Below are 25,430 nucleotides of genomic sequence, written 5' to 3'. Positions count from 1 at the left end.
AAAACCTGAGACGCATTTCACTGGTGGAGTCATTTTCCGGCCCGGGCTGTATGGGTATTCACCCACTTGGAGCACGGGTCTTCTGCCAGCGAACCGCTGGTGACGGTTTTAAAGATTTTCAGGTGGACAGACTTTCGGATCACGAAAGCGCAGCCCCATTTCCACGAACCAAGGACCCGTAAAACAAAACCCACCGCTTGTGCAGTGGGCTTTGTTGTCAGGTCGGGAACCGACCCTTACTGAGGGCTTACTTCAGTTTTAGGCTTGCCGAAGTGCCATTCGTAAACCACGAACTTGAAATCTTCCACGTCGCCTTTGGCGTCAAATTTCAGGTTGCCGGTTGGGGTTTTGTAAGTGCCTTTGTGGATAGCTTCAGCGACTTTGGTTGGGTCTTCGCTTTTGGCTTGCTCGATACCGCCGGCAATCACTTCAACCGCTGCGTAAGCCGGGAACACGAATGGGCCGGTAGGATCTTGTTTCTTGGCAGCAAAGGCATCAACCAGAGCCTTGTTGGCCGGGTCGGCGTCGAATGCTTTTGGCAGGGTAACCAGCAGGCCTTCGGAAGCGCCCTGGGCGATTTGCGAGATGGACTCGTTGCCCACGCCTTCTGGGCCCATGAACTTGGCGTTCAGGCCTTTCTCTTTGGCCTGGCGCAGGATCAGACCCAGCTCAGGGTGGTAGCCGCCGTAGTAGACGAAGTCGACGTTGGCTTGCTTGAGCTTGGCAATGACAGAGGAGTAGTCTTTTTCGCCAGCGTTGACGCCTTCAAAGACAGCGACCTTGACGCCTTTGTCTTCCAGGGTCTTTTTAACGGCGGAGGCGATGCCTTCACCGTATTGCTGTTTGTCGTGCAATACCGCGACGATTTTCGGTTTCACGTGATCAGCGATGTAGTTACCGGCTGCAGGGCCCTGGGCGCTGTCCAGACCGATGGTACGGAAGATCATTTTGTAACCGCGGGCGGTGATTTCCGGGCCGGTGGCGGCCGGGGTAATCATGATGATGCCTTCGTCTTCGTAAATGTCCGAAGCAGGCTGAGTGGAGCTGGAGCACAGGTGGCCGACTACAAATTTGATGCCGTCATTGACGACTTTGTTGGCCACGGCAACCGCTTGTTTCGGGTCGCAGGCGTCATCGTAGTCAACGGCTTCAAGTTTTTTGCCATCAACACCGCCTTTGGCGTTGATTTGTTCGATGGCCATTTTTGCGCCAGCAAACTGCATGTCGCCGTACTGCGTCAGAGGCCCGGTTTTAGGGCCGGCGATACCGATCTTGATGGTGTCTGCGGCAAATGAATGGCTGGCAAACCCGGCCAAAACCATAGCGGCAAACAGTTTAGTAATCTGCTTCGTAGCCATCTTTATTGGTGCTCCACTCTTCTGTTGTAATTTTTATAGTCCTGGAAGCCAAGGCAGCCGGACCGGGTCTTCTTCTTAGCGAAATGCCCGGTCAATCCCCCCTGCAACTGTACCGGTACAGTGTAGAGCGCCGGTTTAGCGCTTGAATAGCGGGCTGCCGGGGGAATAAACAGGAAATGTCGCTTAAACGTAAGAAAGAGACAGAATAGCGGCGGATTAGGCTGTTGATAGTTATCAGAATGTTGCCAGATCAACGCGGCGGTCCTGTGCCTTCTGCTCTTTCTTCGTTCCTTTGCCTGAAAAACCGGGTTTTTCTACCGGGTGTGCGGCGTTATCATTGCGCCGATTTTTTTTCCCGGTGAAACCCATGAACGAAGAACCTAGCACCCTCTATGCCAAGCTGCTTGGCGAGACCTCAACTATTGAATGGAAAGCCTTGCAGCCCTTCTTCGCCAAAGGTGATTTGCTGTGGGTTGAACCTGAGCTGGACTTGATTGAAGCGGCGCAGGCCGTGACTCAGGATGATGCAGAGAAAGTCGCGGCCTGGATGGCGTCTGGTGTTCTTGGCAAGATGACTGAGGCGCAGGCGCTAGACGTTCTTGAACGTGACCCGCAGCTCTGGGCAGTCGTGGTTTCACCTTGGGTGATGGTCCAGGAAAGGGCGAAAAAATAGCTGTGCGCACCAAGCTGGGGCAATTATTTGCACTGATTTGAAGAGCCCGGAGTGTGTAGCTGAGTAACCCGGCGACAGGTAGTGGCAATTTGCCGTAGAGAAACGCCACAGTTGGTACTGTGGCGTTTTTTTTTGGCTGCAGGGCAGCTGTGCTGCTACTGGCCGGTGAATACAAATGTGGTGTGGTCCGGTGCGGGCACCGGGCGTTTGTCGAGCTGTTCGAGAGTCTCTTGCAGTGCCTCGAAGGGGACGGGGCGACTGAGCAGATAGCCCTGGATAAAGTCGCAGCCGAACTGCTCAAGAAACTCGAACTGCTGGATGGTCTCCACACCTTCGGTGACGACTTGCAGGTGCAGGGTGTGGGCCATGAGGATAATGGCCTGGACGATTTCCATGTCCTGGCTGGAGCTCGGTATATCCTGGATAAACGAACGGTCAATTTTCAAGGTGTTGAGTGGCAGGCGCTTCAGGTAGGCCAGGGATGAATAACCGGTGCCGAAATCATCAATGGACAGTGACACGCCAAGCGCCCGGATCTGTCGCAACAGCTGGGAGGTGCTGCTCAGGTTGCACATCAGGGCGTTTTCCGTGACTTCCAGTTCCAGTCGATGGGCAGCAATGCCTGATGTGCGAAGAGCGCTTTCGATTTCGTCTGCCAGCTCAACCCGCACCAGATTGCGCGCCGAACAATTCACGGCAATCCCCAAATGTGCCCACCCCTGGCGGGAAAGGGCGGCAAGGTCATGACAGGCTTTGCGCAGTACCCAATGGTCCAGTTCGGCGATCAGCCCGTTGGCCTCGGCGATGTTGATAAAACGGTCCGGACCGAGCAAGCCATGTTCGGGATGCTGCCAGCGCACCAGGGCCTCGAGTTTGGCGACGCGGCCATGCTTGAGGTCAAAGATGGGCTGGTAATGTAGAAGCAGCCCTTTGTCTTCATTGAGCGCGTTACGCAGTTCTTCCTCGATCTGCAGTTCCAGCGAGGCACGGGTTTTAAGATTAGGGCTAAAAAAGTTCAGGTTGTTACGCCCGCACCCCTTGGACTGATAAAGCGCCAGGTCGGCATGCTTGAGCAGTTCGGCACAGTTTGTTCCGTCATCCGGAAACACACTGATGCCAATGCTGGTGGTCATCACCATCTGTCTTCCTGACAGCTCGATGGGCTCTTTGAGTTTGAGCATGATGCGCTGGCCCATGCTTTGCGCTTCTTCGCGATGGCTCAGGTTGATCAAAATACAGAACTCGTCACCGCCAAAGCGTGCAACGACGTCATTGTGGCTGCGGGTGGCATGTTTGATGCGCGCGGCGATGACCTTCAGCAATTCGTCGCCCGCATCGTGGCCCAGGCTGTCATTGATGCGTTTGAAGTGGTCAATGTCGAGGAACATCACGGCCAACTTGCTGGTATTGGCAGTGCACTCAATGAGCTTTTCAGCAAATAGCTGGTTGAAACCACGTCGATTGATCAGGTTGGTCAACGGATCGTAATGGGCCACTTGCTGCAATGACGCACGCGCCTGGTCGAGTTGACTGAGCAATGCGTTGACCCGCCTCAGGTCGCGCTCCTTGAGTTGCAGCTTTTTGTCGACGATCGCGGCACTGATGCAACTGCCAATCAACAACAGGGCAATCAGGGCAGCCACCAGCGCCAGTTGCCAGTTCTTGCTGTCCGTACCTGAATGGCTCACAACCGGGTCGCCCACGGCCGACATGCTGATGAAGTAAGCGCAGAGCAGGGTGCCTGCTGCCGTCATGCACAAGGCAAATTTGGTCAGTTGATGCAGCAAGCCGCTACGTGAACGCCAGATCGTGATGCGAGTGAAAACGTTCACGATCACCAGGGCCGCGAGCAGGGATATCACTAAGGAGCCAATGGCTATTGCGAGGCTGTAGCGAGATTCAAGAGGGGACGACTCCAATGCCAGCAGGCAGATGGTGTACATGGCCCATATGCCGGTCGCCAGGCAACCGACACTGATCCATCGCCAAAGGGTCTTGGCAGCGGTTTTTTCTGCATGGGCGCAGCGGTCGAGCAGATCCAGCGTGGCCAGGCAGGCAGTACAGGCGACCAGCCAAGCGACGAATACCAGATAGGGGCTATAGCCGCCGATTAACAGCAGTTGCGCGTTTTCTGAAGGCTCAACCACAAGTTGCAACCCTAGCCTTTCCATTGCACGCCTCGGCAATCCTGATGTGCTAGTCGAAAGTTGCTAGCTTGGGATCGAGTATAGAGGCTGGATAGAGCGAGGCAGGTGTGATGGCAAAATGATAGCGATCATTTTGTTATTAGGGCGGGGGTTTATAGTCAGTTACGTCAGATCGGAACTGTCAAAGATGTGGGAGCGGGCTTGCTCGCGATAGGATCAACGCGGTGATTCAGTTTCACCACATTGATCCAATCGCGAGCAAGCCCGCTCCCACAGGTCTTGGGGTTTTAACCCGCTACCAGCACGCGAATGGCTTCAAGGCGCAGGGCTGCTTTTTCGAGCATGGCCAGGCTTTGTTCGCGTTGCTTGCGCAAGGCAACCAGCTCGCTGTCCCGAACGCTAGGGTTGACCGCTTGCAGGGCAGTCAAACGTGCCAGTTCTTCTTCGGTATCGGCTGCCAGGCGGCGTTGCGCTTCGGCCACGCGCTCTGCGTGACGGGGGGCGATCTTGGCTTCACCGGCGTTGATCTTCGGCGTCAGCTGGTCGCGCTGGGCCTGGACGAACTTGTTGGCGCTGGCACGGGGCACGCTCTCCAGTTGCTCGTTGAGCGTGTCGAACGCCACGCGTGACGACAGGTCATTGCCGTTGGCGTCGAGCAGGCAGCGCAGGGCCGCGGGGGGCAGGTAGCGACCCAATTGCAGGGAGCGCGGGGCAACCACTTCGCTGACGTAAATCAGCTCCAGCAGCACGGTGCCAGGCTTGAGGGCCTTGTTCTTGATCAGGGCGACGGCGGTGTTGCCCATCGAGCCTGACAGTACGAGGTCCATGCCGCCTTGCACCATCGGGTGTTCCCAGGTGATGAATTGCATGTCTTCGCGCGACAGTGCCTGGTTGCGATCGTAGGTGATGGTGACACCTTCGTCGTCGCCCAGCGGGAAGCTGGCGTCGAGCATTTTTTCGCTTGGCTTGAGGATCAGCGCGTTCTCGGAATGGTCTTCGCTGTCGATGCCAAAGGCGTTGAACAGGGTTTCCATGTAGATCGGCAGGGTGAACTGGTCGTCTTGTTCAAGAATCGCTTCAACCAGGGCTTCGCCTTCACCCGAGCCGCCGGAGTTAAGCTCAAGCAAGCGGTCACGGCCAGTGTGCAGCTCCTGTTCGAGACGCTCGCGTTCAAGGCGTGCTTCGTCGATCAGCGCTTGCCACTCGTGATCGTCCGCAGCTTCAAGCAACGGCAGCAGGCGTGGGCCGAACTGGTGTTGCAGGGCGTTGCCGGTCGGGCAGGTATTGAGGAAGGCATTCAGCGCTTCGTGGTACCACTGGAACAGGCGCTGTTGCGGGCTGGTTTCAAGGTACGGCACGTGCAGTTCGATAATGTGCTTCTGACCGATACGGTCCAGACGGCCGATACGCTGCTCCAGCAAGTCCGGGTGGGACGGCAGGTCGAACAGCACCAGATGGTGGGCGAACTGGAAGTTGCGACCTTCACTGCCGATTTCGGAACAGATCAGTACTTGAGCGCCGAACTCTTCATCTGCGAAGTAGGCTGCAGCGCGGTCGCGCTCAAGAATGTTCATGCCTTCGTGGAAGACCGTTGCAGGAATGCCGGAACGAACGCGCAGGGCGTCTTCCAGATCCATTGCGGTTTCGGCGTGGGCGCAAATGACCAGCACTTTGGTGCGCTTGAGCATTTTCAGGGTGTCGGTCAGCCACTCAACCCGAGGATCAAAGCGCCACCAGCGCTCTTCATCGCTGGCGTCAGGCTGGGACTGGAAGCTGACTTCCGGGTACAGCTCGGCGTGTTCGCCCAGCGGCAGCTCCAGGTATTCGGCCGGGCACGGCAGCGGGTAAGCGTGCAGTTTGCGCTCCGGGAAACCCTGGATCGCAGCGCGGGTGTTACGGAACAGGACGCGGCCGGTGCCGTGGCGGTCAAGCAGCTCGCGCACCAGGCGGGCGCTGGCCTCTGCATCGCCATCATTGACGGCGGCCAGCAGGGTATCGCCTTCGGCACCAAGGAAGCCGTGGATGGTCTGGTGGGCTTCAGGTGACAGGCGGCCCTTATCCAGCAGCTCCTGTACGGCTTGAGCAACCGGGCGATAGTTTTCGCTCTCGGCGCGGAAAGCGGCCAGGTCGTGGAAGCGGTTAGGGTCCAGCAGGCGCAAGCGCGCAAAGTGGCTGTCCTGACCCAGTTGCTCTGGCGTTGCGGTAAGCAGCAGTACGCCCGGGATTACGCCGGCGAGCTGTTCAACCAGGCCGTACTCGGGGCTGACGTTGTCTTCATGCCACACCAAGTGGTGCGCTTCGTCGACCACCAGCAGATCCCAGTCAGCATCAAACAGCGCAGCCTGGGCCTTGGGATCGTCAACCAGCCATTCCAGGGCAATCAGCGCCAGTTGGCAGTCTTCAAACGGGTTGCTGGCATCGCTTTCGATAAAGCGTTCTTCATCGAACAGCGCTACTTCAAGGTTGAAGCGGCGACGCATTTCAACCAGCCATTGGTGCTGCAGGTTTTCCGGGACTACGATCAAGACGCGGTTGGCGCGGCCACTGAGCAGTTGGCGGTGAATCACCAGACCGGCTTCAATGGTTTTGCCCAGGCCCACTTCGTCAGCCAGCAAAACCCGTGGAGCGATGCGGTCAGCCACTTCGCGGGCAATGTGCAGTTGGTGTGCAATGGGTTGCGCACGCACGCCACCCAGGCCCCACAGCGGCGATTGCAGCTGACGGCTGGTGTGCTCAAGGGTGTGGTAGCGCAGCGAGAACCAGGACAGCGGGTCGATCTGGCCGGCGAACAAACGGTCGCTGGCCAGGCGGAACTGGATAAAGTTCGACAGTTGGGTTTCTGGCAGGGTGACGGCTTCGTTTTGCTCATTGAGGCCGTGGTAGACCATCAGGCCGTCAACGTCCTCGACTTCGCGCACGGTCATCTTCCAGCCTTCGAAGTGGATGATGGTGTCACCTGGCGAGAACCGAACACGCGTCAGCGGTGCGTTGCGCAGCGAATATTGGCGGGTTTCGCCAGTGGCCGGATAGAGCACGGTCAACAAGCGACCGTCCTGTGCCAGAACGGTGCCTAAACCTAGCTCTGCTTCGCTGTCACTAATCCAGCGTTGCCCCGGTTGATACTGCTGCGCCATGCTGCCTGACTCCCGCTTTGAAAAAGCCGAGTATATTAACGGATCAGTGGCCCCAGTCCAAAGGACTCTCATAAAAAGCTGCCCGGCACAAAAGAAGCCCCGGCAGTTATCGACGAACGGCTCACCTCGACGGGTTGTCGCCGACAGCCTGAAGACAGGAGAACAATCACCATGTTGCCGTCCATCTTGCCCCTTGGCATTGTACCCGTGACCTCCGGACAGGACCCTGTACGTCCTCGCCCCGAGATTCCCCCCGTTGCACCTGCGCAAGCCAGTTCCAGTGAATGTGCAATTGACCTGAAGAACAGCGATGCCGATCAGACCACGCTGCTGTTGCGCGAGGAGCAACAACGTCAGCATGACAAGCGTCGTCGTGAAGCGCGGGAACAGGAAGGCGCGGCGCAAGAAAACGCTGATGACAGTGCGCCGGTAGCGCCCGTGATTGATGGCATGCAGCGTCAGGGGTTGTGGGTCGATATCAAGGTGTAGGAGGTTTTTTCTGGTCAGCGCTGAGCTTGCATCGCATTATTGGCGTACTGAAACACACTGACAGTGGTCTGATTTTTTATGAGCCAAGACACCAAACTGGTCGATCTGGGCGCCGAGCGCGCCAAGCGGGTCCACGACCTCAATGAAAAGCGCTTGAACGAAGTGCGCAATGCGTTCGAGCAGGCAATGCCGTTGGCAAAAGCTGCGAAAAAGCCGAAGAAAAAACCGAAAAAGCGCTGAACTGCCCGTTTTCGATGATCTGAGTCAACCAAGCCCCTCAATTGACAGCTGGCCGTGGATCACTATTGATCCCGGTCAAGTTGTGCGCCTGCGCGAGTGGTTAATCTAGCTTCAACAGACAAGCAATCAGACTTGCGCAGGAGGCCGTCATGTTTCTCGATAATGTGGTTATCGCCGGAGTTCTTACCGTCGGCCTCATGGTTTTGTTTTTCGCAGGTCTGGGCATTTTTATCTGGAAAGACTCCCAGAAGCGCAAATAGCGCCGAGTCTTAACAGAGCATGAGCACGCAAGGCATTTTGGGCGACTTCGGTCGCCTATTTTTTTGCCTGTAAAAAGACCTTCTCCTGGAGGATGACTGTGGGAGCAGGCATAAAAAAAGGTACGGCCCGCAAGGGACGTACCTTTTTTGTTCGGCGCAGAATCAGGCGAGTGCTTTGGAAGCCAGCCAGAACAGCGTCGCAGACAGAGCGATGGTGGCCGGTAAGGTCAACACCCACGCCATCAGGATGGTCTTGATCGTGCCGCCTTGCAGGCCGCTTTTGTTGGCGACCATCGTGCCCGCCACACCCGACGACAGAATGTGTGTCGTCGATACAGGCAGGGCGAAGATGTTGGCCATACCGATGGCAAAGGCAGTGGTGATCTGAGCCGCCATGCCCTGGGCATAGGTCATGCCTTGCTTGCCGATCTTCTCGCCGATGGTTTTAACCACGCGTTTCCAGCCAACCATTGTGCCCAGGCCCAAGGCCAGTGCGACAGCCAGAATTACCCAGAACGGGGCGTATTCTGTGGTGGCGGTCAGGTCTTTACGCAGTTTTTCGAGGTCCGCTTTTTCGCGGGAATCAAGCGCTGGCAATTTGCTGACTTTTTTCGCGGTGTCATCCAGGCAAAGCAGGTAGCGGCGGATCTCGATACGTTTTTCAGCTGGAATCGAGTGGTAGTCCGCCACGCCTTTAAGCGAGGTCAACAGAGCAGCGATGGTCGGTTCGGTCTGCTGCGGGTTGCAGCTGAACTGATCCGGGAGGTCGCCTTTGACGCTTTTGCCCAGCGCCAGGAACTCGGCCAGCGAAGCGTTGTTACGCTCGTAGAACTGGCTCAGGTGCAAGGTGGCGTCGCGAGTACGCTCGATCTGGTAGGTGGTGCTGTTCAAGTCCAGAACGAAAGCGCTTGGCACGATGCCGATCAGAACCAGCATGATCAGGCCGATGCCTTTCTGGCCATCGTTGGAGCCGTGAACGAAGCTTACGGCCATGGCCGAGATCACCAGGACCAGGCGGTTCCAGAAGGGCGGGTGCTTTTTGTCGTCCAGCTTGCGGCGTTGTTCCGGGGTCTTGTGCATCTTGGATGCAGGACGCCACCACTTCAGGGCAATCAACACCAGGCCTGCAACCAGGAAACCGGCCATTGGCGAGAACACCAGCGAGGCGCCAATGTCGATCGCCTTCTGCCAGTTAACCCCTTCACTTACCGGAATGCCGCTGATCAGGGCATTGGCCAGGCCTACGCCCAGGATCGAACCGATCAGGGTGTGAGAGCTTGACGCCGGAATCCCGAAATACCAGGTCCCGAGGTTCCAGGTGATGGCCGCTGCAAGCAATGAGAACACCATGGCCAGGCCATGTCCGGTGTTTACATTGACCAGCAGCTCTACCGGCAGCAGGTGGACGATGGCATATGCCACGCCGACCCCGCCCAGCAGAACGCCGAGGAAGTTGAATACACCGGAAAAGAACACCGCCAGGTGAGGCGGCATGGCTTTGGTGTAGATGACTGTCGCAACCGCGTTCGCGGTGTCATGAAAGCCGTTGATGAACTCAAACGCGAGAACAAAGGCTAGGGCGAAGAAGAGGCTGATAAGAACCCAGGCGTCCAATCCGCTTAATAGATCGATCATGAAGGTTTTCTGACACGGTCATAAAGGGGGGCGGATTATGCCAGAAAACCCCGCTAATCAATGCACTAGCTGCCCGTTGGTAACATCTATAAATGAAAAAGCTCGTAAAGGTCTTCCGCAAATGAGCGTAGGAAACTTCCCTCAAACCACTGATACCAAAGGCTATAGGGGGGTTCGAGGGGCACGCTCATGCGCTTGCGCAGGTCTGATTCGGCTACATGAAATTTATCAAATCAGACGTGGTTGCAGGATCGGTTTGTGCTCTGGCATAGCCAACAGCCACATCCGCTCATGCAAATGGCGGGTGCGCAAGGGGCAATCTGGGGTTGCCTGTGCTGATTTTCAGGCGCAGGTCATGGCTCTTCTGCTTTGAGTTCTTTTTCAATTTTCTGGATTTCTTGGGAGAAAGCCTGGTCGAGCAGACTGGCACGTTTGCGCCAAGGTTTACGCCCGGGCTCTGACTGAGCGGCGTAGGTCGTCACTTCACCACCATAAACATCCTTGAAACGTTGTTCCTGACGCTCAAGTTCTGCGCGCAGTTCGTCTTTCGTCACTGTGTTACCTAATTGAGTTGAGATTAAACCTGGTGAATCACCGTGCCGGGAGGCTGATTCATATGACGAATGATAGACCATAAGGCAAGTGCCTATTAATAACGTCACGCTTAAATACACCACGCCATGCACTCGGCCACGTCATCAACTAAAACATGAACGCCGCCGTTGGTAAGTGTTCACCCCAAAGGGAAACAACACACGATGCACTTTACGGTTGAGCCGCGAGTACCTATTGAACTCAACGAGTTGGTTGGATCCAATCTTTCGCACAGGCTTGACCTTGTGCACTCAATCACTTCCTGCCCTCAAGGGCTGAGGAGTACCACTACTATCGCTGAATAACTTTACGCCCGTCAACTTCCAAGTGAGTGAGGTGTTATGAATTATCGAATACCTGCGTCGAGACACTCTATTAATACGGTGCCCGAGTAGTTGGCCCATCAAGTTATTTAACCCGGTGGCTGAACTTAACCTGAATACATATAAAACAGACGTTTTCTATCATTGATCCGACTGTTTAGCAGGGCGCTTGATTTCAATTAAAGGCGGGTGCAAGGATTACGGGCTAACTATGGGCTGTCGTCGGAACGGTCTTGAGGGTTGAGATTGCGATTATCGGCCAACGGTTCGATAATCGCCCGGCGTATCATAACTATAAATAGCTGAAGCTGGGGGTTGGGAATGAATGATCAACTGCGCAATGGTGTAGCCAGTATCGCGCCACCGATTGTGGCGTCACCGGCCAAGCGTATTCAGGCGTTTACCGGCGATCCTGACTTCATGTCGTCACTGGCCCGGGGCCTGGCGGTCGTGCAGGCGTTTCAGGAACGCAAGCGGCATCTGACCATTGCGCAGATCAGCCATCGCACTGAAATCCCGCGGGCCGCAGTGCGCCGCTGCCTGTACACCCTGATCAAGCTCGGTTATGCGACCACCGATGGCCGAACCTATTCCTTGTTGCCCAAAGTGCTGACCCTGGGTCATGCCTATCTGTCGTCGACGCCGCTGGCGGTAACGGCCCAACCGTATCTGGACCGCATGAGTGAGCAATTGCACGAGGCGTGCAACATGGCGACCCTCGAAGGCGATGACATCCTCTACATCGCCCGCTCGGCAACGACCCAGCGTCTGATCTCGGTAGATCTGTCGGTAGGTGGCCGTCTGCCTGCCTATTGCACCTCGATGGGACGCATCCTGCTGGCAGCGCTGGATGATGTGACGCTGCACGAATACCTGGCCCACGGTGAGTTCCAGGCTAAAACCAGCCGTACCCTGCACACACCCGAGGCCTTGCTTGAATGTTTGCAGCAAGTGCGGGAGCAAGGCTGGTGTGTGGTCGATCAAGAACTGGAGCAAGGCCTGCGCTCGATTGCCGTGCCGGTGTATGACGCTTCAGGGCAGGTTCTGGCAGCCTTGAACGTCAGCACCCACGCGGGTCGCGTTACCCGCACCGAGCTTGAACAGCGTTTTTTGCCGATCATGCTCAGCGCCAGCCGCGAGCTGAGTACCCAGCTGTTCAGTTGATGAAGCGGCTACTAAGCGTTCGATAAACGCACACTTAAGCGTTTATCGAATTGCGTGCTGGCAGTGCGCTGCTTAATGTCGCCTCAGCGCCCTGTTCGAAGTCCGCTGCGCGTTCTTCAGCACCTGGCCAAAATAATAATGAAGAGGCTACACGCCATGAGCACCCCCATCTGTCCGTCATTGACGCAGTCACTGCGCAGTCGCTCGAAAATTCGCTGATCCCCCGATAGTTTTTAGTGTGAGCCGCCAGCCTCTGGCCGGTTTTTGTTCGCCCTGGTTTTTACTCGGTATAAAAATAATGAATTCACCCCAGTCTTCCGTCGGCAACTGCCTTGATGTGCAGTCCTTCATCAATGCTCAACCCTTGTCACGCTACCAGTGGCGCGTCGTGATCCTGTGTTTTCTGATTGTTTTCCTAGATGGCCTGGACACCGCTGCAATGGGCTTTATTGCACCGGCGCTGTCTCAGGACTGGGGCATAGACCGCGCCAGCCTGGGGCCGGTCATGAGTGCCGCCCTGATCGGCATGGTGTTTGGTGCGTTGGGTTCGGGGCCGTTGGCGGACCGTTTTGGTCGCAAAGTGGTGCTGGTGGTCGCGGTACTGGTTTTTGGCGGGTTCAGCCTGGCGTCGGCCTACAGCACCAACGTGGATCAATTGCTGGTATTGCGGTTCTTGACCGGTTTGGGCCTGGGGGCCGGGATGCCCAATGCCACCACGTTGCTGTCGGAGTACACCCCTGAACGCCACAAGTCCTTGCTGGTGACCGGCATGTTCTGCGGCTTTAACCTGGGCATGGCCGCAGGCGGGTTTGTCTCGGCCAAGCTGATCCCTATGTATGGCTGGCACAGCCTGCTGCTGATCGGCGGGGTGTTGCCGCTGATCCTGACCCTGGTTTTAGTGGTGTGGCTGCCTGAGTCCGCGCGTTTTCTGGTCGTACGCAATCGCAGTATTGAGCTCGTGCGCAAAGCCTTGTCTCCGATCAACCCGGCAGTTGTGGCTCAAGCTGCAAGCTTCAGTGTGCCGGAGCAAAAGACCGTCAAGGCCCGCAACGTGTTTGCGGTGATTTTTTCCGGCACCTACAGCACGGGCACCTTGTTGCTGTGGCTCACCTATTTCATGGGGCTGGTGATTGTGTATCTGCTCACCAGCTGGCTACCGACGTTGATGCGTGACAGTGGCGCAAGCATGGAGCAGGCGGCATTCATTGGCGCACTGTTCCAGTTCGGCGGGGTACTGAGTGCGGTGGGAGTGGGGTGGGCGATGGACCGATTCAATCCGCACAAGGTGATCGGCATTTTCTACCTGCTGGCCGGGGTGTTTGCCTACGCTGTGGGCCAGAGCCTGGGCAACATCACGCTGCTCGCCACCCTGGTGCTGGTGGCCGGTATGTGTGTGAACGGTGCGCAATCGGCAATGCCTTCTTTGGCTGCGCGTTTCTACCCGACCCAAGGCCGCGCCACGGGGGTGTCCTGGATGCTTGGCATTGGCCGCTTCGGTGCCATTCTGGGGGCCTGGATGGGCGCGACGCTGCTGGGACTGGGCTGGAACTTCGAGCAAGTGCTGACCGCCCTGGTGATTCCAGCGGCCCTGGCCACCGCTGCGGTACTGATCAAGGGCATGGTCAGCCATGCGGACGCAACCTGATCGTTGTCGTGCTAACTATGTGTTCGATTAACGAACACATAGTCGATTATCGGATTGTTTGGGCGAAAGCTGCGGCTTAATCTGCTGAACATCCGGTGTCGCGCTGGCGCACCTTCTACAACCGCAGTGGCTTACAAAAAACGGGAGCTACCCCAGATGGCAGAGATAATTTCCTTACACGACGCGGTGAAACAATTTGTGAGCGATGGCGACACCGTTGCCCTTGAAGGTTTCACCCACCTGATCCCGACTGCAGCGGGTCATGAAATCATCCGCCAGGGCAAGAAAGACCTGACCCTGGTGCGGATGACACCTGACCTGGTCTACGACCAGTTGATCGGCGCCGGTTGTGCACGAAAATTGATCTTTTCCTGGGGTGGTAATCCGGGCGTTGGTTCGCTGCACCGTCTGCGCGATGCCGTTGAAAAGCAGTGGCCGCAGCCGCTGGAAATCGAAGAGCACAGCCATGCCGACCTGGCCAACGCCTACGTGGCGGGTGCCTCGGGCCTGCCGTTCGCCGTGCTGCGCGCCTACGCCGGTTCTGATCTGCCCAAGGTCAACCCGCTGATCAAGACAGTGACTTGCCCGTTTACGGGTGAAGTCCTGGCCGCTGTGCCGGCGGTACGCCCGGACGTGACGGTGATTCATGCGCAAAAGGCTGACCGCAAAGGCAACGTGCTGCTGTGGGGCATTTTGGGTGTACAGAAAGAAGCGGCGTTGGCGGCCAAGCGCTGCATCGTCACGGTTGAAGAAATCGTTGATGACCTGCAAGCCCCGATGAACGCCTGCGTATTGCCAACCTGGGCACTTAGCGCTGTATGCCATGTACCGGGTGGCGCGCATCCTTCCTACGCTCACGGCTACACCGAGCGCGATAACCGTTTCTATCAGGCGTGGGACCCTATCGCCCGCGACCGCGAGACCTTTACGGCCTGGATCAACGAATACATCCACGGCACTGCGAATTTCAGCGAGTTCCAGGCCAAGCTGGCCCGCGCTTCGGAGGCAAAATAATGACTTACTCCACCAACGAAATGATGACCGTCGCCGCCGCTCGCCGCTTGAAAAACGGTTCTGTGTGTTTTGTCGGGATCGGCCTGCCTTCCAAGGCGGCCAACCTGGCACGCCTGACTTCATCGCCTGATGTGGTGCTGATCTACGAATCCGGCCCGATTGGTGCCAAACCGGATGTATTGCCGCTGTCGATTGGTGACGGTGAACTGGCTGAAACCGCCGACACGGTCGTATCCACCAGCGAAATCTTCCGTTACTGGCTGCAAGGCGGCCGGGTCGATGTGGGCTTTCTGGGCGCGGCCCAGGTCGACCGCTTCGGCAATATCAACACCACAGTGGTCGGCGACTATCACCAGCCAAAAGTGCGCCTTCCAGGTGCAGGTGGTGCGCCGGAAATCGCCGGGTCGGCGAAAAGCGTGCTGATTATCCTCAAGCAGTCGGCCCGTTCATTTGTCGACAAGCTGGACTTCATCACCTCGGTCGGTCATGGCGAAGGCGGCGACTCGCGCAAGCGTCTGGGCCTGCCAGGTGCCGGTCCTGTCGGGATCATCACTGACCTGTGCACCATGGAACCTGAAGAGCAGACCAACGAATTCGTGGTCACTGCGCTGCACCCGGGTGTGACCCGCGAGCAAGTCATCGCGGCCACCGGCTGGGCCATTCGCTTTGCCGATAACGTGCAGCAGACGGCGGCACCGACCGACGTGGAGCTGACAGCCTTGCGCGATCTGGAAGCGCGCACTGCACTGGCCCACGGCCAGGCACCGGGAGAAGCGTGATGCGTGAAGTTTTTATCTGTGACGCGATTCGCACCCCTATTGGCCGTTTTGGCGGTGGCCTGGCAACGGTTCGTGCGGATGACCTGGCTGCAGCACCGATCAAGGCACTGATCGAGCGCAACCCTGGCGTGAAATGGGACGAAGTCGACGAAGTGTTTTTCGGCTGCGCCAACCAGGCCGGTGAAGACAATCGCAACGTGGCCCGCATGGCTGCGTTGCTGGCCGGGCTGGCGCCAACCATTCCCGGCGTGACGCTCAACCGCCTGTGTGCCTCGGGCATGGATGCCATCGGTACGGCGTTCCGCGCCATTGCCAGCGGTGAAATGGAGCTGGCGATTGCTGGAGGCGTTGAGTCCATGTCACGCGCGCCCTTTGTGATGGGCAAGGCCGATGCGGCATTCTCGCGCAACATGAAGCTGGAAGACACGACCATCGGCTGGCGCTTTATCAACCCGCTGATGAAAGCCCAGTACGGTGTCGATCCGATGCCACAGACGGCGGACAACGTGGCCGACGAGTACAACATTTCCCGCGCCGACCAGGACGCTTTCGCCCTGCGCAGCCAGCAACGTACTGCGGCTGCCCAGGCTGCAGGTTACTTCGCCGAAGAAATCGTGCCGGTACGTATCGCCCATAAAAAGGGCGAAACCATCGTTGAGCATGATGAACATCCCCGTGCGGATACCAGCCTCGAAACACTGGGCAAACTCAAGCCGGTCAACGGTCCGGACAAGACCGTCACTGCGGGCAATGCCTCTGGGGTAAACGACGGTGCGGCGGCGCTGATTCTGGCGTCGGCCGAGGCGGTCAAGCGTCATGGCCTGACCGCTCGCGCCCGAGTCCTGGGCATGGCCAGCGCGGGTGTGGCGCCGCGTGTCATGGGCATCGGCCCGGTGCCTGCGGTACGCAAGCTGGTTGAGCGCCTGGGTCTGGCGGTCAGCGATTTTGATGTGATCGAACTCAACGAAGCGTTCGCCAGCCAAGGCCTGGCCGTATTGCGGGAATTGGGCCTGGCTGACGACGCGCCGCAGGTTAACCCCAACGGCGGGGCAATTGCCCTGGGCCACCCGCTGGGCATGAGCGGGGCACGAATTGTGATGACCGCCCTGCATCAGTTGGAAAAAACCGGCGGCAAGAAAGGCCTGGCCACCATGTGCGTGGGTGTTGGGCAAGGTCTGGCATTGGCGATAGAACGGGTCTGATAGCGCTGGAGTCAAAGCCGGACGACTGCAGCCTCAGTCGTTCGGCTTATTGCGGTTGCGGCGCTATATGTTGCAAGGTGTGTCTGATTGCAACTAAAACCTGATGAGTAAATAAACATGACAACAGAAACTCACTACACAGGAGAGGAACGTAAAAAAAGGATCTTTGCGATTGTCGGTGCGTCTTCCGGCAACCTTGTCGAATGGTTCGACTTTTACGTTTACGCCTTCTGCGCGATTTACTTTGCGCCTGCTTTTTTCCCTTCAGATGACCCCACGGTGCAGTTGCTCAACACCGCCGGTGTGTTTGCGGCCGGTTTTCTGATGCGCCCCATCGGCGGCTGGCTGTTTGGCCGGGTCGCCGACAAGCACGGGCGAAAGAATTCAATGATGATCTCGGTGCTGATGATGTGCGCCGGCTCGCTGGTGATTGCCTGTTTGCCTACCTACGCCTCGATCGGGGCCTGGGCGCCGGCCCTGCTGTTGATGGCGCGACTGTTTCAGGGGCTGTCGGTGGGGGGCGAGTACGGGACCACGGCGACTTATATGAGTGAAGTGGCGCTCAAGGGCCAGCGTGGCTTCTTTGCCTCATTTCAGTATGTAACGCTGATCGGCGGCCAGTTGCTGGCTGTACTGGTCGTGGTGATTCTTCAACAGTTCCTGTCAGAAGATGAACTGCGGGCCTGGGGCTGGCGTGTACCGTTTGTAATCGGTGCCATTGCAGCGCTGATTTCGTTGATGCTGCGTCGCACCCTTAAAGAAACCACCAGCGCTGAAACCCGTCAGGACAAGGATGCTGGCAGTGTGAGGGCGTTGTTCCGCGACCATAAAGCGGCGTTCATTACCGTGCTGGGTTACACCGCCGGCGGCTCGCTGATTTTCTACACCTTTACTACCTATATGCAGAAGTACCTGGTGAACACGGCTGGCATGCATGCCAAAACCGCCAGTTACATCATGACCGGCGCGCTCTTTCTTTATATGTGCATGCAGCCGCTGTTCGGCATGCTGGCGGACAAGATCGGTCGACGTAACAACATGCTCTGGTTTGGTGCGTTGGGTACGCTGTGTACGGTACCGATCCTGCTGACCCTGAAAACCATCAGCAGCCCGTTTCTGGCCTTTGTGCTGATTACGTTGGCGCTGGCGATTGTCAGCTTCTACACCTCGATCAGCGGCCTGGTCAAAGCCGAGATGTTCCCGCCGCAGGTGCGTGCGTTGGGCGTGGGGCTGGCGTATGCGGTGGCCAACGCGATCTTTGGTGGATCGGCGGAATATGTGGCGTTGGGGCTCAAGTCGATGGGCATGGAAAACAGCTTCTACTGGTATGTGACGGTCATGATGGCCATTGCTTTCCTGTTCAGCTTCCGCTTGCCCAAGCAGCCCAAGTACCTGCACCACGATCTGTGATGTACCCGCGCGCGCCATCGGTGGCGCGCGCTTTCTAAGGAAGGTTTATGAGTCATCAGCTTTTCGATGCGTACTTTACGGCCAAGGCCATGGGCGAGGTCTTTAGCGACCAAGGCCGGGTCCAGGCCATGCTCGACGTCGAAGCGGCCCTGGCCCGGGCGCAGGCCGGGGTCGGGGTGATTCCTCACGCTGCGCTCGCGCCGATTACAGCGGCGTGTCGCGCTGAACTCTACGACTTCGAGGCCCTGGGCCTGGCGATCGTCAGTGCCGGGAATTCGGCGATCCCCCTGGTCAAAGCCCTGGGGAAACAGATTGCCAGTACCGCGCCCGAGGCCGAGCGTTATGTGCACTTGGGCGCCACCAGCCAGGATGTGATGGACAGCGGCCTGGTGCTGCAATTGCGGGCGGCTCTGGGGCTGATCGAGCGCGACTTGACGCAATTGGCGGATATCCTCGCCGAGCAGGCTCAGCGGTATGTCGCTACGCCTTTGGCAGGGCGTACATGGCTGCAGCAGGCCACGCCGGTCACACTGGGGATGAAGATCGCCAGTTGGTTGGGCGCCGTTACCCGCAACCGCCAACGCCTTGATGAGCTGAAACCGCGTTTGCTGTGTCTGCAATTTGGTGGCGCCTCGGGCACCCTGGCGGCCCTGGGCGATCAGGGGATGCCGGTGGCACAGGCGCTGGCCAACGAGTTGGGGCTCAACCTGCCTGAGCAACCCTGGCATACCCAGCGTGATCGTCTGGTGGAGTTCGGTGCGGTTCTAGGCTTGATCGCCGGTGGTCTTGGCAAGATAGGCCGGGATATCAGCCTGCTGATGCAAACCGAGGCCGCTGAAGTGTTTGAGCCGTCGGCGCCGGGCAAGGGTGGTTCTTCAACCATGCCCCACAAGCGCAACCCCGTGGGCTCAGCGGTGTTGATCAGTGCCGCGACACGGGTGCCGGGGCTGCTCAGTATCCTGTACAGCGCCATGCCCCAGGAGCACGAACGCAGCCTGGGCCTGTGGCATGCCGAGTGGGAAACCCTGCCTGAAATTTGCTGCGTGGTGTCCGGTGCGCTGGTACAGTCCTTGAACATTGCCCAAGGACTGGAAGTGGACCGCGAGCGCATGGCGCGCAATCTTGACCTGACCCACGGGCTGGTGCTGGCCGAAGCGGTGAGCATCGTGCTGGCCCAGAGGGTAGGGCGCGAAACGGCGCACCATCTGCTGGAGCAGTGTTGCAAGCGTGCAGTGGCCCAACAGCGTCACTTGCGAGCGGTATTGGGTGATGAGCCGCTAATCACCGCACACCTGAGTGCAGACGAACTGGATCGCTTGCTCGATCCGGCCCATTACCTTGGCCAGGCGACGACGTGGGTCGAGCGTGCGCGGGCTGAACATTTTGCGTTGGTCCTCTAAAGGAGAAGCTCGTGGGACGTGTACAACTCGCTGAAGGTGAACTCAACTACCGGCTGGACGGTCCGCAAGGCGCGCCGGTGCTGGTGTTGTCCAACTCCCTGGGGACTGATCTGGGGATGTGGGATACGCAGATTCCGGCATTCGCCGAGCATTTCCAGGTAGTGCGTTACGACACCCGTGGTCATGGCCAGTCTCTGGTGACCGAGGGCCCTTACAGTATCGAGCAACTGGGCGGCGACGTTCTGGAACTGCTGGATGCACTGCATATCGAACGGGCGCACTTTTGCGGGCTGTCGATGGGGGGGTTGATTGGCCAATGGCTGGGGATCAATGCCGGTAATCGTTTGCACAAGCTGGTGGTGTGCAACACCGCTGCCAAAATTGGCGAGCCTTCGGTATGGAACCCGCGAATCGAAATGGTCTTGCGAGACGGCGCACAGGCGATGGCCGGGCTGCGTGACGCCTCGATTGCACGCTGGTTTACCCCTGATTTTGCCCAGGCCAATCCCGGGCAGGCCAAGCGTATAACCGACATGCTCGCCGCGACCTCGCCACAGGGTTACGCCGCCAACTGTGCCGCTGTGCGCGATGCAGACTTTCGCGATCAACTGGGTGCCATAGAGGTGCCCATGCTGGTGATTGCGGGCACTGAAGATGCGGTCACGCCGCCTGCGGGCAGCCATTTCATTCAGGAACAGGTGCGAGGCGCGCAGTACGCCGAATTTTATGCCGCGCACCTGTCCAACGTGCAGGCGGGCGATGCGTTCAGCCAGCGCGTGCTGCAATTTTTGTCAGCGGTCTGAGGAGCTTTTTGTGGACGAGAAACAACGTTACGACGAAGGCATGCAAGTACGCCGGGCAGTGTTGGGTGATGCCCATGTCGATCGCAGCCTCAACGCCCTGACCGAGTTCAACAGCGAGTTCCAGGAAATGATCACCCGCCATGCCTGGGGTGACATCTGGACCCGCCCGGGTTTGCCGCGCCATACCCGCAGCCTGATCACCATCGCGATGCTGATCGGCATGAACCGCAATGAAGAGCTGAAACTGCATTTGCGTGCTGCGGCCAACAATGGCGTGAGCCGTGCCGAGATCAAGGAAGTGATCATGCAGAGCGCCATCTACTGCGGCATTCCGGCGGCCAATGCGACGTTCCACCTGGCCGAGTCGGTGTGGGATGAATTGGGGGTCGAGTCGCGGGTGTAATCGATACAGGGGGGAGCGGGCTTGCTAGCGTTGCAGGCTTCACGGTTTGCCAGGCGAACCGAGGTGATGCCATCGCGAGCAAGCCCGCTCCCACAGGGGCATAAACAACAAACCCGCCTATTGGCGGGTTTGTTGTTTAACCGTTACGCATCAAGCCTTCGGTGGTTGATCCGAAACAGGGCGGTCTTGCCCGGTCTGTTCGAACCAGCCGCCACCCAATGCCTTGTACAGCGTGACTTCACTGGTCAGCTGCGAAAGACGATCGGTGATCAGTGATTGCTGGGCGCTGAACAACGAGCGCTGGGCATCAAGGAACGTCAGGTTGCTGTCGATCCCAATCCGATAACGACGTTCGGCTAACCGGTAGTAATCCTGGTTGGCGTTGACGAAATCGGTTTGTGCCTGCAACTGCTGGTTGTAGGTCTGACGCGCAGCCAGGCCGTCAGAGACTTCCTGGAAGGCGGTCTGGATCGTTTTCTCATACTGAGAAACGGTGATTTCCTTCTGGATCTTCGAGTAGTCCAGGCTGGCGCGCAAAGCCCCTGCGTTAAAGATCGGCAGGTTGATCTGCGGCGAAAACAGCCAGGTGCCCGAACCACCCTTGAACAGCCCCGACAGGTCAGGGCTCAAGGTCCCGGCATTGGCCGTGAGGCTGATGCTGGGGAAGAACGCAGCCCGTGCCGCGCCGATGTTGGCGTTGGCCGCCAACAGCTTGTGCTCGGCTTCGAGGATGTCCGGACGACGCTGCAGCAAGTCTGATGGCAAGCCAGCAGGTACTTCGCTCAACAGGTCGGCTGCCAGCGGCTTGGCGGCCGGCAGGTTGTCCGGGATGGTGGTGCCAAGCAGCAGTGCCAGGCTGTTCTGATCCTGAGCCACCTGACGGGTGTACCTGGCCAGCTGGACCTTGGCGTTTTCCACCGAGGTACGGGACTGGCTCACATCCAGCGCCGAGGCCACACCCACTTCATTGCTGCGCAAGGTGAGCTTGTAGCTCTCATCGAACGTCTTGAGCGTGTCTTCGGTCAGTTTCAGCAGCTCTTTGTCAGCCTGCCAGGTCAGGTAGGCATTGGCGACACTGGCGACCAGACTGATCTGGGTGCTGCGTCGGGCTTCTTCGGTTGCAAAGTAGTTCTGCAGAGCCTGATCGCTCAGGCTGCGAACCCGTCCGAACAAGTCCAGCTCATATGCGCTGACCCCAAGGGTCGCCGAATAACTGCTGGTGATCCCCGATTCGCCGGTTTGCGACATGCGCGCCGGAGTGCGCTGGCGGCTGCCGCTGGCAGTGGCCGAGACGGCCGGGAACAGATCGGCTCGTTGAATGCGGTACTGCGCGGCATAGGCGTCAATGTTCAGCGCCGCGACCCGCAGGTCGCGGTTGTTCACCAGCGCGGTTTGAATCAGTTGCTGCAGTGCCGGGTCATGGAAAAACTGACGCCAGCCTTGTTCTGCAGCGGCCTTGTTGGCCGCCTCGGTTGGCGAGTAGGCCGGGCCTTGCGGGTATTGCGCCGCTACCGGCGCTTCAGGGCGCTGGTAGTCGGGGATCAGCGAGCAGCCGCCCAGCGTGAACGCTGCGACAGCTACTGCGAGAAGCGACTTGCTCATTGGCCAGCCTCTTGGTTTGGAGTTTTAGTCAGATCCACTTTCGTCTTCGACTCTTTTTTGCTGCCAATGGACGATACGGCCACAAAGAACAGCGGTACCCAGAACACGGCCAGCACGGTAGCGGTGATCATGCCACCGATAACACCGGTACCAATAGCGTGCTGGCTGCCCGAACCTGCGCCCGTGGAAATGGCCAGGGGGATCACACCCAGTACAAACGCCAGCGAGGTCATGATGATCGGACGCAGACGCATGCGGCACGCTTCGATCGCAGCCTCCGTCAATGTTCGTCCTTGTTCATGCAGTTCCTTGGCAAACTCGACGATCAGAATGGCGTTTTTCGATGCCAGACCGATGGTCGTGAGCAAGCCCACCTGGAAGTACACGTCGTTGGACAACCCTCGCAGGCTGGTCGCCATCAGTGCCCCGATAATCCCCAGAGGCACAACGAGCATGACTGCAATCGGGATCGACCAGCTTTCGTACAGTGCGGCAAGGCACAAGAACACCATCAGCAAGGAGATTGCGTACAGGGCAGGTGCTTGCGAACCTGACAGACGTTCCTCAAATGACAGCCCCGTCCAGGAAATACCAACACCTGGCGGCAGTTTTTTCGCCAGGGCTTCGACTTCGGCCATGGCTTGACCGCTGCTGTAGCCAGGAGCCGGAGAACCGAGGATTTCCATCGCTTCTACGCCGTTATAGCGCGACAGCTTCGGAGGACCGTAGATCCATTTGCCTTTGGCGAATGCCGAGAACGGCACCATGGTCCCTTCACTGTTACGCACGAACCACTTCTTCAGGTCTTCCGGGTTCATCCGCGAGTCCGCGGCACCTTGCAGGAACACCTTCTTCACACGGCCGTGGTCGATGAAGTCGTTGACGTAGCTGGCACCCAGGCCGATCGAGAGCGTGTTGTTGATGTCACTCAGCTCGACGCCCAGGGCGCGTGCGGCTTCATCGTCGATTTCCAGTTGGTACTGCGGCTCATCGTTCAAGCCGTTTGGACGTACGCCTGCCAGGATCTTGCTTTGTGCAGCCATCCCCAGGAACTGGTTACGGGCGGCCATCAGCTTCTCGTGACCGATACCGGAGCGGTCTTGCAGGTAAACGTCAAAACCGGTGGCGTTACCCAATTCCATAACTGCCGGCGGAGCAAAGGCGAACACCATTGCGTCGCGGAAGGTAGAGAAGTGCGCCTGAGCACGGGCAGCCAGTGCAAACACGCTGTTGTCCGCATCTCGCTCGCCCCAGGGCTTGAGCATGATGAACGCAAGGCCCGAGCTTTGACCGCGACCGGCGAAGTTGAAGCCGTTTACGGTGAACACGGAAGACACCGCTCCCGACTCGTCTTTCAACAGGTACTCACGCATCCTGTCGATCACATCCTGAGTGCGTTCTGCCGTGGTGCCCGCGGGGGTTTGTACCTGTGCAAACAGTACGCCCTGGTCTTCTTCCGGAAGGAATGAAGTAGGAATACGGGTAAACAGGAACACCATGCCGACCACGATCAGTACGTAAGCCAGCAGGTACGGAGCCTTGTGGCGCAGGATGCTGCCTACACCTTTCTCGTAGCGTTTGACGCCACTGTCGAAAGTGCGGTTGAACCAGCCGAAGAATCCGCGCTTGTTCTCACCGTGATCACCCTTCTGGATAGGCTTGAGCATGGTGGCGCACAGCGCCGGGGTGAAGATCAATGCAACCAGCACCGACAGGCCCATCGCCGAAACGATCGTGATCGAGAACTGTCTGTAAATCACACCGGTGGAGCCGCTGAAGAAGGCCATTGGCAGCAGTACCGCCGACAGCACCAGAGCGATACCCACCAGGGCACCCTGGATTTGCTCCATGGATTTCTTGGTGGCTTCCTTGGGCGGCAGGCCTTCTTCGGCCATTACCCGCTCGACGTTTTCCACCACCACAATCGCATCGTCCACCAGCAAGCCGATGGCCAGGACCATGCCGAACATGGTCAGGGTGTTGATGCTGAAACCTGCAGCGGCCAGGATGCCGAACGTACCGAGCAATACAACGGGCACCGTCATCGTGGTGATGATGGTGGCGCGGAAGTTTTGCAGGAACAGGAACATCACCAGGAACACCAGTACGACGGCTTCAACCAGGGTTTCAACAACGCCCTTGATCGATGCGGAGACCACTGGAGTGGTGTCATACGGGTAAACGACTTTCATGCCTTGCGGAAAGAACGGTTCCAGGTCTTCGATGGTCTTGTGCAGTGCTTTTGCGGTGTCCAGAGCGTTGGAACCCGGTGCCAGCTTGATCGCCAGGCCCGAAGACGGCTTGCCGTTGAACTGTGCGCTGATGCTGTAGTTCTCACCACCCAGCCCAACCTCGGCCACATCGCTCAGGCGAACCTGGGAGCCGTCGGAGTTGACCTTGAGCAGGATCTTTTTGAACTGCTCGGCGGTTTGCAGGCGGGTTTTACCGATGATGGTTGCGTTCAGCTCCTGACCTTTGACGGCAGGCAGGCCGCCCAGTTGTCCGGAGGACACCTGTACGTTCTGCGCGCTGATGGCGGATTTAACGTCCACCGGGGTCAGGTTGTATTTGTTCAGCTTGGCCGGGTCGAGCCAGATACGCATGGCGTACTGGGCACCGAACACCTGGAAGTCGCCCACACCTTCGGTACGGGAAATCGGGTCCTGCATGTTGGAGACGATGTAGTTCGACAAGTCGTCCTTGTTCATGCTGCCGTCTTCGGACACCACGCCGATGACCATCAGGAAGTTTTTAACCGCCTTGGTCACACGGATACCTTGCTGCTGAACCTCTTGAGGCAGCAGTGGGGTCGCCAGGTTGAGCTTGTTCTGTACTTGAACCTGAGCGGTGTCAGGGTCTGTACCTTGCTCGAAGGTGGCGGTGATGCTCATGCTGCCGTCGGAGTTGCTTTCAGACGACACATATCGCAGGTGGTCAATACCGTTGAGCTGTTGCTCGATCACCTGAACCACGGTGTCCTGCACGGTTTGCGCCGAAGCGCCCGGGTAGGTCACGGAGATCGAGATGGCCGGTGGCGCAATGCTCGGGTATTGGTTGATCGGCAGTTTGAGGATCGATAGAGCCCCGACCAGCATGATCACCAGGGCAATTACCCAGGCGAAAATCGGACGGTCGATAAAAAATTTCGACATGGT

21 protein-coding genes are annotated in these 25,430 nt (G+C 58.1%); 13 read left to right on the top strand and 8 right to left on the bottom strand.

The annotated features are described in order from the left end of the window. Positions 1-236: 236 nt before the first annotated feature. A complete protein-coding gene (locus tag KO536_RS00955) occupies positions 237-1,364 on the bottom strand; it encodes a branched-chain amino acid ABC transporter substrate-binding protein (protein ID WP_133075846.1) in 1,128 nt (375 codons plus the stop codon). Positions 1,365-1,592: 228 nt separating this feature from the next. Further along, positions 1,593-1,727, bottom strand: a complete 135-nt coding sequence (locus KO536_RS24170) for a hypothetical protein (RefSeq protein ID WP_257622696.1) — start codon at positions 1,725-1,727, stop codon at positions 1,593-1,595. Between KO536_RS24170 and KO536_RS00950 the strand changes: the two genes are divergently transcribed. Further along, complete coding sequence (locus tag KO536_RS00950; RefSeq protein WP_133075845.1) at positions 1,726-2,031, top strand: DUF2288 domain-containing protein; 306 nt, start codon at positions 1,726-1,728, stop codon at positions 2,029-2,031. The two genes, KO536_RS24170 and KO536_RS00950, sit on opposite strands and share 2 nt — an antisense overlap. Positions 2,032-2,186: 155 nt before the next feature. Here KO536_RS00950 and KO536_RS00945 read toward each other — a convergent pair whose 3' ends face one another. Next, positions 2,187-4,202 carry a bifunctional diguanylate cyclase/phosphodiesterase gene (locus KO536_RS00945; RefSeq protein WP_133075844.1) on the bottom strand — a complete coding sequence of 672 codons (2,016 nt, stop codon included), beginning with the start codon at positions 4,200-4,202 and terminating at the stop codon, positions 2,187-2,189. A gap of 263 nt (positions 4,203-4,465) precedes the next feature. Then, positions 4,466-7,312 carry an RNA polymerase-associated protein RapA gene (gene rapA / locus KO536_RS00940; RefSeq protein ID WP_133075843.1) on the bottom strand — a complete coding sequence of 949 codons (2,847 nt, stop codon included), beginning with the start codon at positions 7,310-7,312 and terminating at the stop codon, positions 4,466-4,468. 171 nt (positions 7,313-7,483) lie between these two features. Here rapA and KO536_RS00935 point away from each other — a divergent pair, with 171 nt between their 5' ends. The 3 genes from KO536_RS00935 (at position 7,484) to ccoM (ending at position 8,301) form a co-directional block, all read left to right on the top strand. Then, a complete protein-coding gene (locus KO536_RS00935) occupies positions 7,484-7,801 on the top strand; it encodes an aspartate-semialdehyde dehydrogenase (protein ID WP_133075842.1) in 318 nt (105 codons plus the stop codon). A gap of 78 nt (positions 7,802-7,879) precedes the next feature. Then, positions 7,880-8,041, top strand: coding sequence for a hypothetical protein (locus KO536_RS00930; protein WP_219260784.1), 162 nt, complete (start codon positions 7,880-7,882; stop codon positions 8,039-8,041). A gap of 149 nt (positions 8,042-8,190) precedes the next feature. After that, a complete protein-coding gene (gene ccoM, locus KO536_RS24415) occupies positions 8,191-8,301 on the top strand; it encodes a cytochrome c oxidase subunit CcoM (RefSeq protein ID WP_016779744.1) in 111 nt (36 codons plus the stop codon). 162 nt (positions 8,302-8,463) lie between these two features. Here the strand turns inward: ccoM and KO536_RS00925 are convergent, their stop codons facing one another. Together KO536_RS00925 and KO536_RS00920 are read right to left on the bottom strand one after the other, a co-directional pair. Further along, the gene (locus KO536_RS00925) at positions 8,464-9,936 is read right to left on the bottom strand and encodes an inorganic phosphate transporter (protein WP_133075841.1); all 1,473 of its coding nucleotides are present in this window, start codon (positions 9,934-9,936) and stop codon (positions 8,464-8,466) included. A gap of 353 nt (positions 9,937-10,289) precedes the next feature. Beyond that, a complete protein-coding gene (locus KO536_RS00920; protein WP_133075840.1) occupies positions 10,290-10,490 on the bottom strand; it encodes a hypothetical protein in 201 nt (66 codons plus the stop codon). Between the two features lie 684 nt (positions 10,491-11,174). Between KO536_RS00920 and pcaR the strand changes: the two genes are divergently transcribed. The 9 genes from pcaR (at position 11,175) to pcaC (ending at position 20,673) form a co-directional block, all read left to right on the top strand. Next, positions 11,175-12,017 (top strand): pca regulon transcriptional regulator PcaR, encoded by an 843-nt coding sequence (pcaR, locus tag KO536_RS00915; RefSeq protein WP_019827874.1) that lies wholly within the window; start codon positions 11,175-11,177, stop codon positions 12,015-12,017. Between the two features lie 298 nt (positions 12,018-12,315). Beyond that, on the top strand, positions 12,316-13,662 hold the full coding sequence (locus KO536_RS00910; RefSeq protein ID WP_133075839.1) for an MFS transporter: 1,347 nt from the start codon (positions 12,316-12,318) through the stop codon (positions 13,660-13,662). Positions 13,663-13,818: 156 nt separating this feature from the next. Beyond that, positions 13,819-14,676: a CoA transferase subunit A gene (locus tag KO536_RS00905; RefSeq protein ID WP_133075838.1), complete on the top strand. Its 858-nt coding sequence runs from the start codon at positions 13,819-13,821 to the stop codon at positions 14,674-14,676. Further along, positions 14,673-15,455 carry a CoA-transferase subunit beta gene (locus KO536_RS00900; RefSeq protein ID WP_219260992.1) on the top strand — a complete coding sequence of 261 codons (783 nt, stop codon included), beginning with the start codon at positions 14,673-14,675 and terminating at the stop codon, positions 15,453-15,455. Before KO536_RS00905 ends, KO536_RS00900 begins: the two co-directional genes overlap by 4 nt. Next, positions 15,452-16,657 carry a 3-oxoadipyl-CoA thiolase gene (gene pcaF, locus KO536_RS00895; RefSeq protein WP_219260782.1) on the top strand — a complete coding sequence of 402 codons (1,206 nt, stop codon included), beginning with the start codon at positions 15,452-15,454 and terminating at the stop codon, positions 16,655-16,657. The genes KO536_RS00900 and pcaF overlap by 4 nt, the downstream gene beginning before the upstream one ends. A gap of 117 nt (positions 16,658-16,774) precedes the next feature. Next, a complete protein-coding gene (locus tag KO536_RS00890; RefSeq protein WP_019827869.1) occupies positions 16,775-18,067 on the top strand; it encodes an MFS family transporter in 1,293 nt (430 codons plus the stop codon). Positions 18,068-18,114: 47 nt separating this feature from the next. Further along, positions 18,115-19,467 (top strand): 3-carboxy-cis,cis-muconate cycloisomerase, encoded by a 1,353-nt coding sequence (locus KO536_RS00885; protein ID WP_219260781.1) that lies wholly within the window; start codon positions 18,115-18,117, stop codon positions 19,465-19,467. A gap of 11 nt (positions 19,468-19,478) precedes the next feature. Then, complete coding sequence (gene pcaD / locus KO536_RS00880) at positions 19,479-20,270, top strand: 3-oxoadipate enol-lactonase (RefSeq protein WP_133075834.1); 792 nt, start codon at positions 19,479-19,481, stop codon at positions 20,268-20,270. Between the two features lie 10 nt (positions 20,271-20,280). Then, on the top strand, positions 20,281-20,673 hold the full coding sequence (pcaC, locus tag KO536_RS00875) for a 4-carboxymuconolactone decarboxylase (protein ID WP_133075833.1): 393 nt from the start codon (positions 20,281-20,283) through the stop codon (positions 20,671-20,673). Between the two features lie 150 nt (positions 20,674-20,823). Here pcaC and KO536_RS00870 read toward each other — a convergent pair whose 3' ends face one another. Then, on the bottom strand, positions 20,824-22,275 hold the full coding sequence (locus tag KO536_RS00870; protein WP_133075832.1) for an AdeC/AdeK/OprM family multidrug efflux complex outer membrane factor: 1,452 nt from the start codon (positions 22,273-22,275) through the stop codon (positions 20,824-20,826). Beyond that, the gene (locus tag KO536_RS00865; RefSeq protein ID WP_133075831.1) at positions 22,272-25,427 is read right to left on the bottom strand and encodes an efflux RND transporter permease subunit; all 3,156 of its coding nucleotides are present in this window, start codon (positions 25,425-25,427) and stop codon (positions 22,272-22,274) included. The genes KO536_RS00870 and KO536_RS00865 overlap by 4 nt, the downstream gene beginning before the upstream one ends. Positions 25,428-25,430 lie beyond the last annotated feature (3 nt).

It is taken from the genome of Pseudomonas sp. NKUCC02_KPG (assembly GCF_019345465.1).
Taxonomy (GTDB): domain Bacteria; phylum Pseudomonadota; class Gammaproteobacteria; order Pseudomonadales; family Pseudomonadaceae; genus Aquipseudomonas.
Note: the sequence above shows the minus strand (reverse complement) of the source record. Positions and strands in the feature narration are given on the sequence as shown.

What these genes read in the sequence shown, in the direction of transcription:
- KO536_RS00950 (WP_133075845.1), top strand. Translation starts at nt 1,726, where the DNA reads ATGAACGAAGAACCTAGCACCCTCTATGCCAAGCTGCTTGGCGAGACC.
- KO536_RS24170 (WP_257622696.1), bottom strand. Translation starts at nt 1,727, where the DNA reads ATGGGTTTCACCGGGAAAAAAAATCGGCGCAATGATAACGCCGCACAC.
- KO536_RS00945 (WP_133075844.1), bottom strand. Translation starts at nt 4,202, where the DNA reads ATGGAAAGGCTAGGGTTGCAACTTGTGGTTGAGCCTTCAGAAAACGCG.
- rapA (WP_133075843.1), bottom strand. Translation starts at nt 7,312, where the DNA reads ATGGCGCAGCAGTATCAACCGGGGCAACGCTGGATTAGTGACAGCGAA.
- KO536_RS00935 (WP_133075842.1), top strand. Translation starts at nt 7,484, where the DNA reads ATGTTGCCGTCCATCTTGCCCCTTGGCATTGTACCCGTGACCTCCGGA.
- KO536_RS00930 (WP_219260784.1), top strand. Translation starts at nt 7,880, where the DNA reads ATGAGCCAAGACACCAAACTGGTCGATCTGGGCGCCGAGCGCGCCAAG.
- ccoM (WP_016779744.1), top strand. Translation starts at nt 8,191, where the DNA reads ATGTTTCTCGATAATGTGGTTATCGCCGGAGTTCTTACCGTCGGCCTC.
- KO536_RS00925 (WP_133075841.1), bottom strand. Translation starts at nt 9,936, where the DNA reads ATGATCGATCTATTAAGCGGATTGGACGCCTGGGTTCTTATCAGCCTC.
- pcaR (WP_019827874.1), top strand. Translation starts at nt 11,175, where the DNA reads ATGAATGATCAACTGCGCAATGGTGTAGCCAGTATCGCGCCACCGATT.
- KO536_RS00910 (WP_133075839.1), top strand. Translation starts at nt 12,316, where the DNA reads ATGAATTCACCCCAGTCTTCCGTCGGCAACTGCCTTGATGTGCAGTCC.
- KO536_RS00905 (WP_133075838.1), top strand. Translation starts at nt 13,819, where the DNA reads ATGGCAGAGATAATTTCCTTACACGACGCGGTGAAACAATTTGTGAGC.
- KO536_RS00890 (WP_019827869.1), top strand. Translation starts at nt 16,775, where the DNA reads ATGACAACAGAAACTCACTACACAGGAGAGGAACGTAAAAAAAGGATC.
- KO536_RS00885 (WP_219260781.1), top strand. Translation starts at nt 18,115, where the DNA reads ATGAGTCATCAGCTTTTCGATGCGTACTTTACGGCCAAGGCCATGGGC.
- KO536_RS00870 (WP_133075832.1), bottom strand. Translation starts at nt 22,275, where the DNA reads ATGAGCAAGTCGCTTCTCGCAGTAGCTGTCGCAGCGTTCACGCTGGGC.
- KO536_RS00865 (WP_133075831.1), bottom strand. Translation starts at nt 25,427, where the DNA reads ATGTCGAAATTTTTTATCGACCGTCCGATTTTCGCCTGGGTAATTGCC.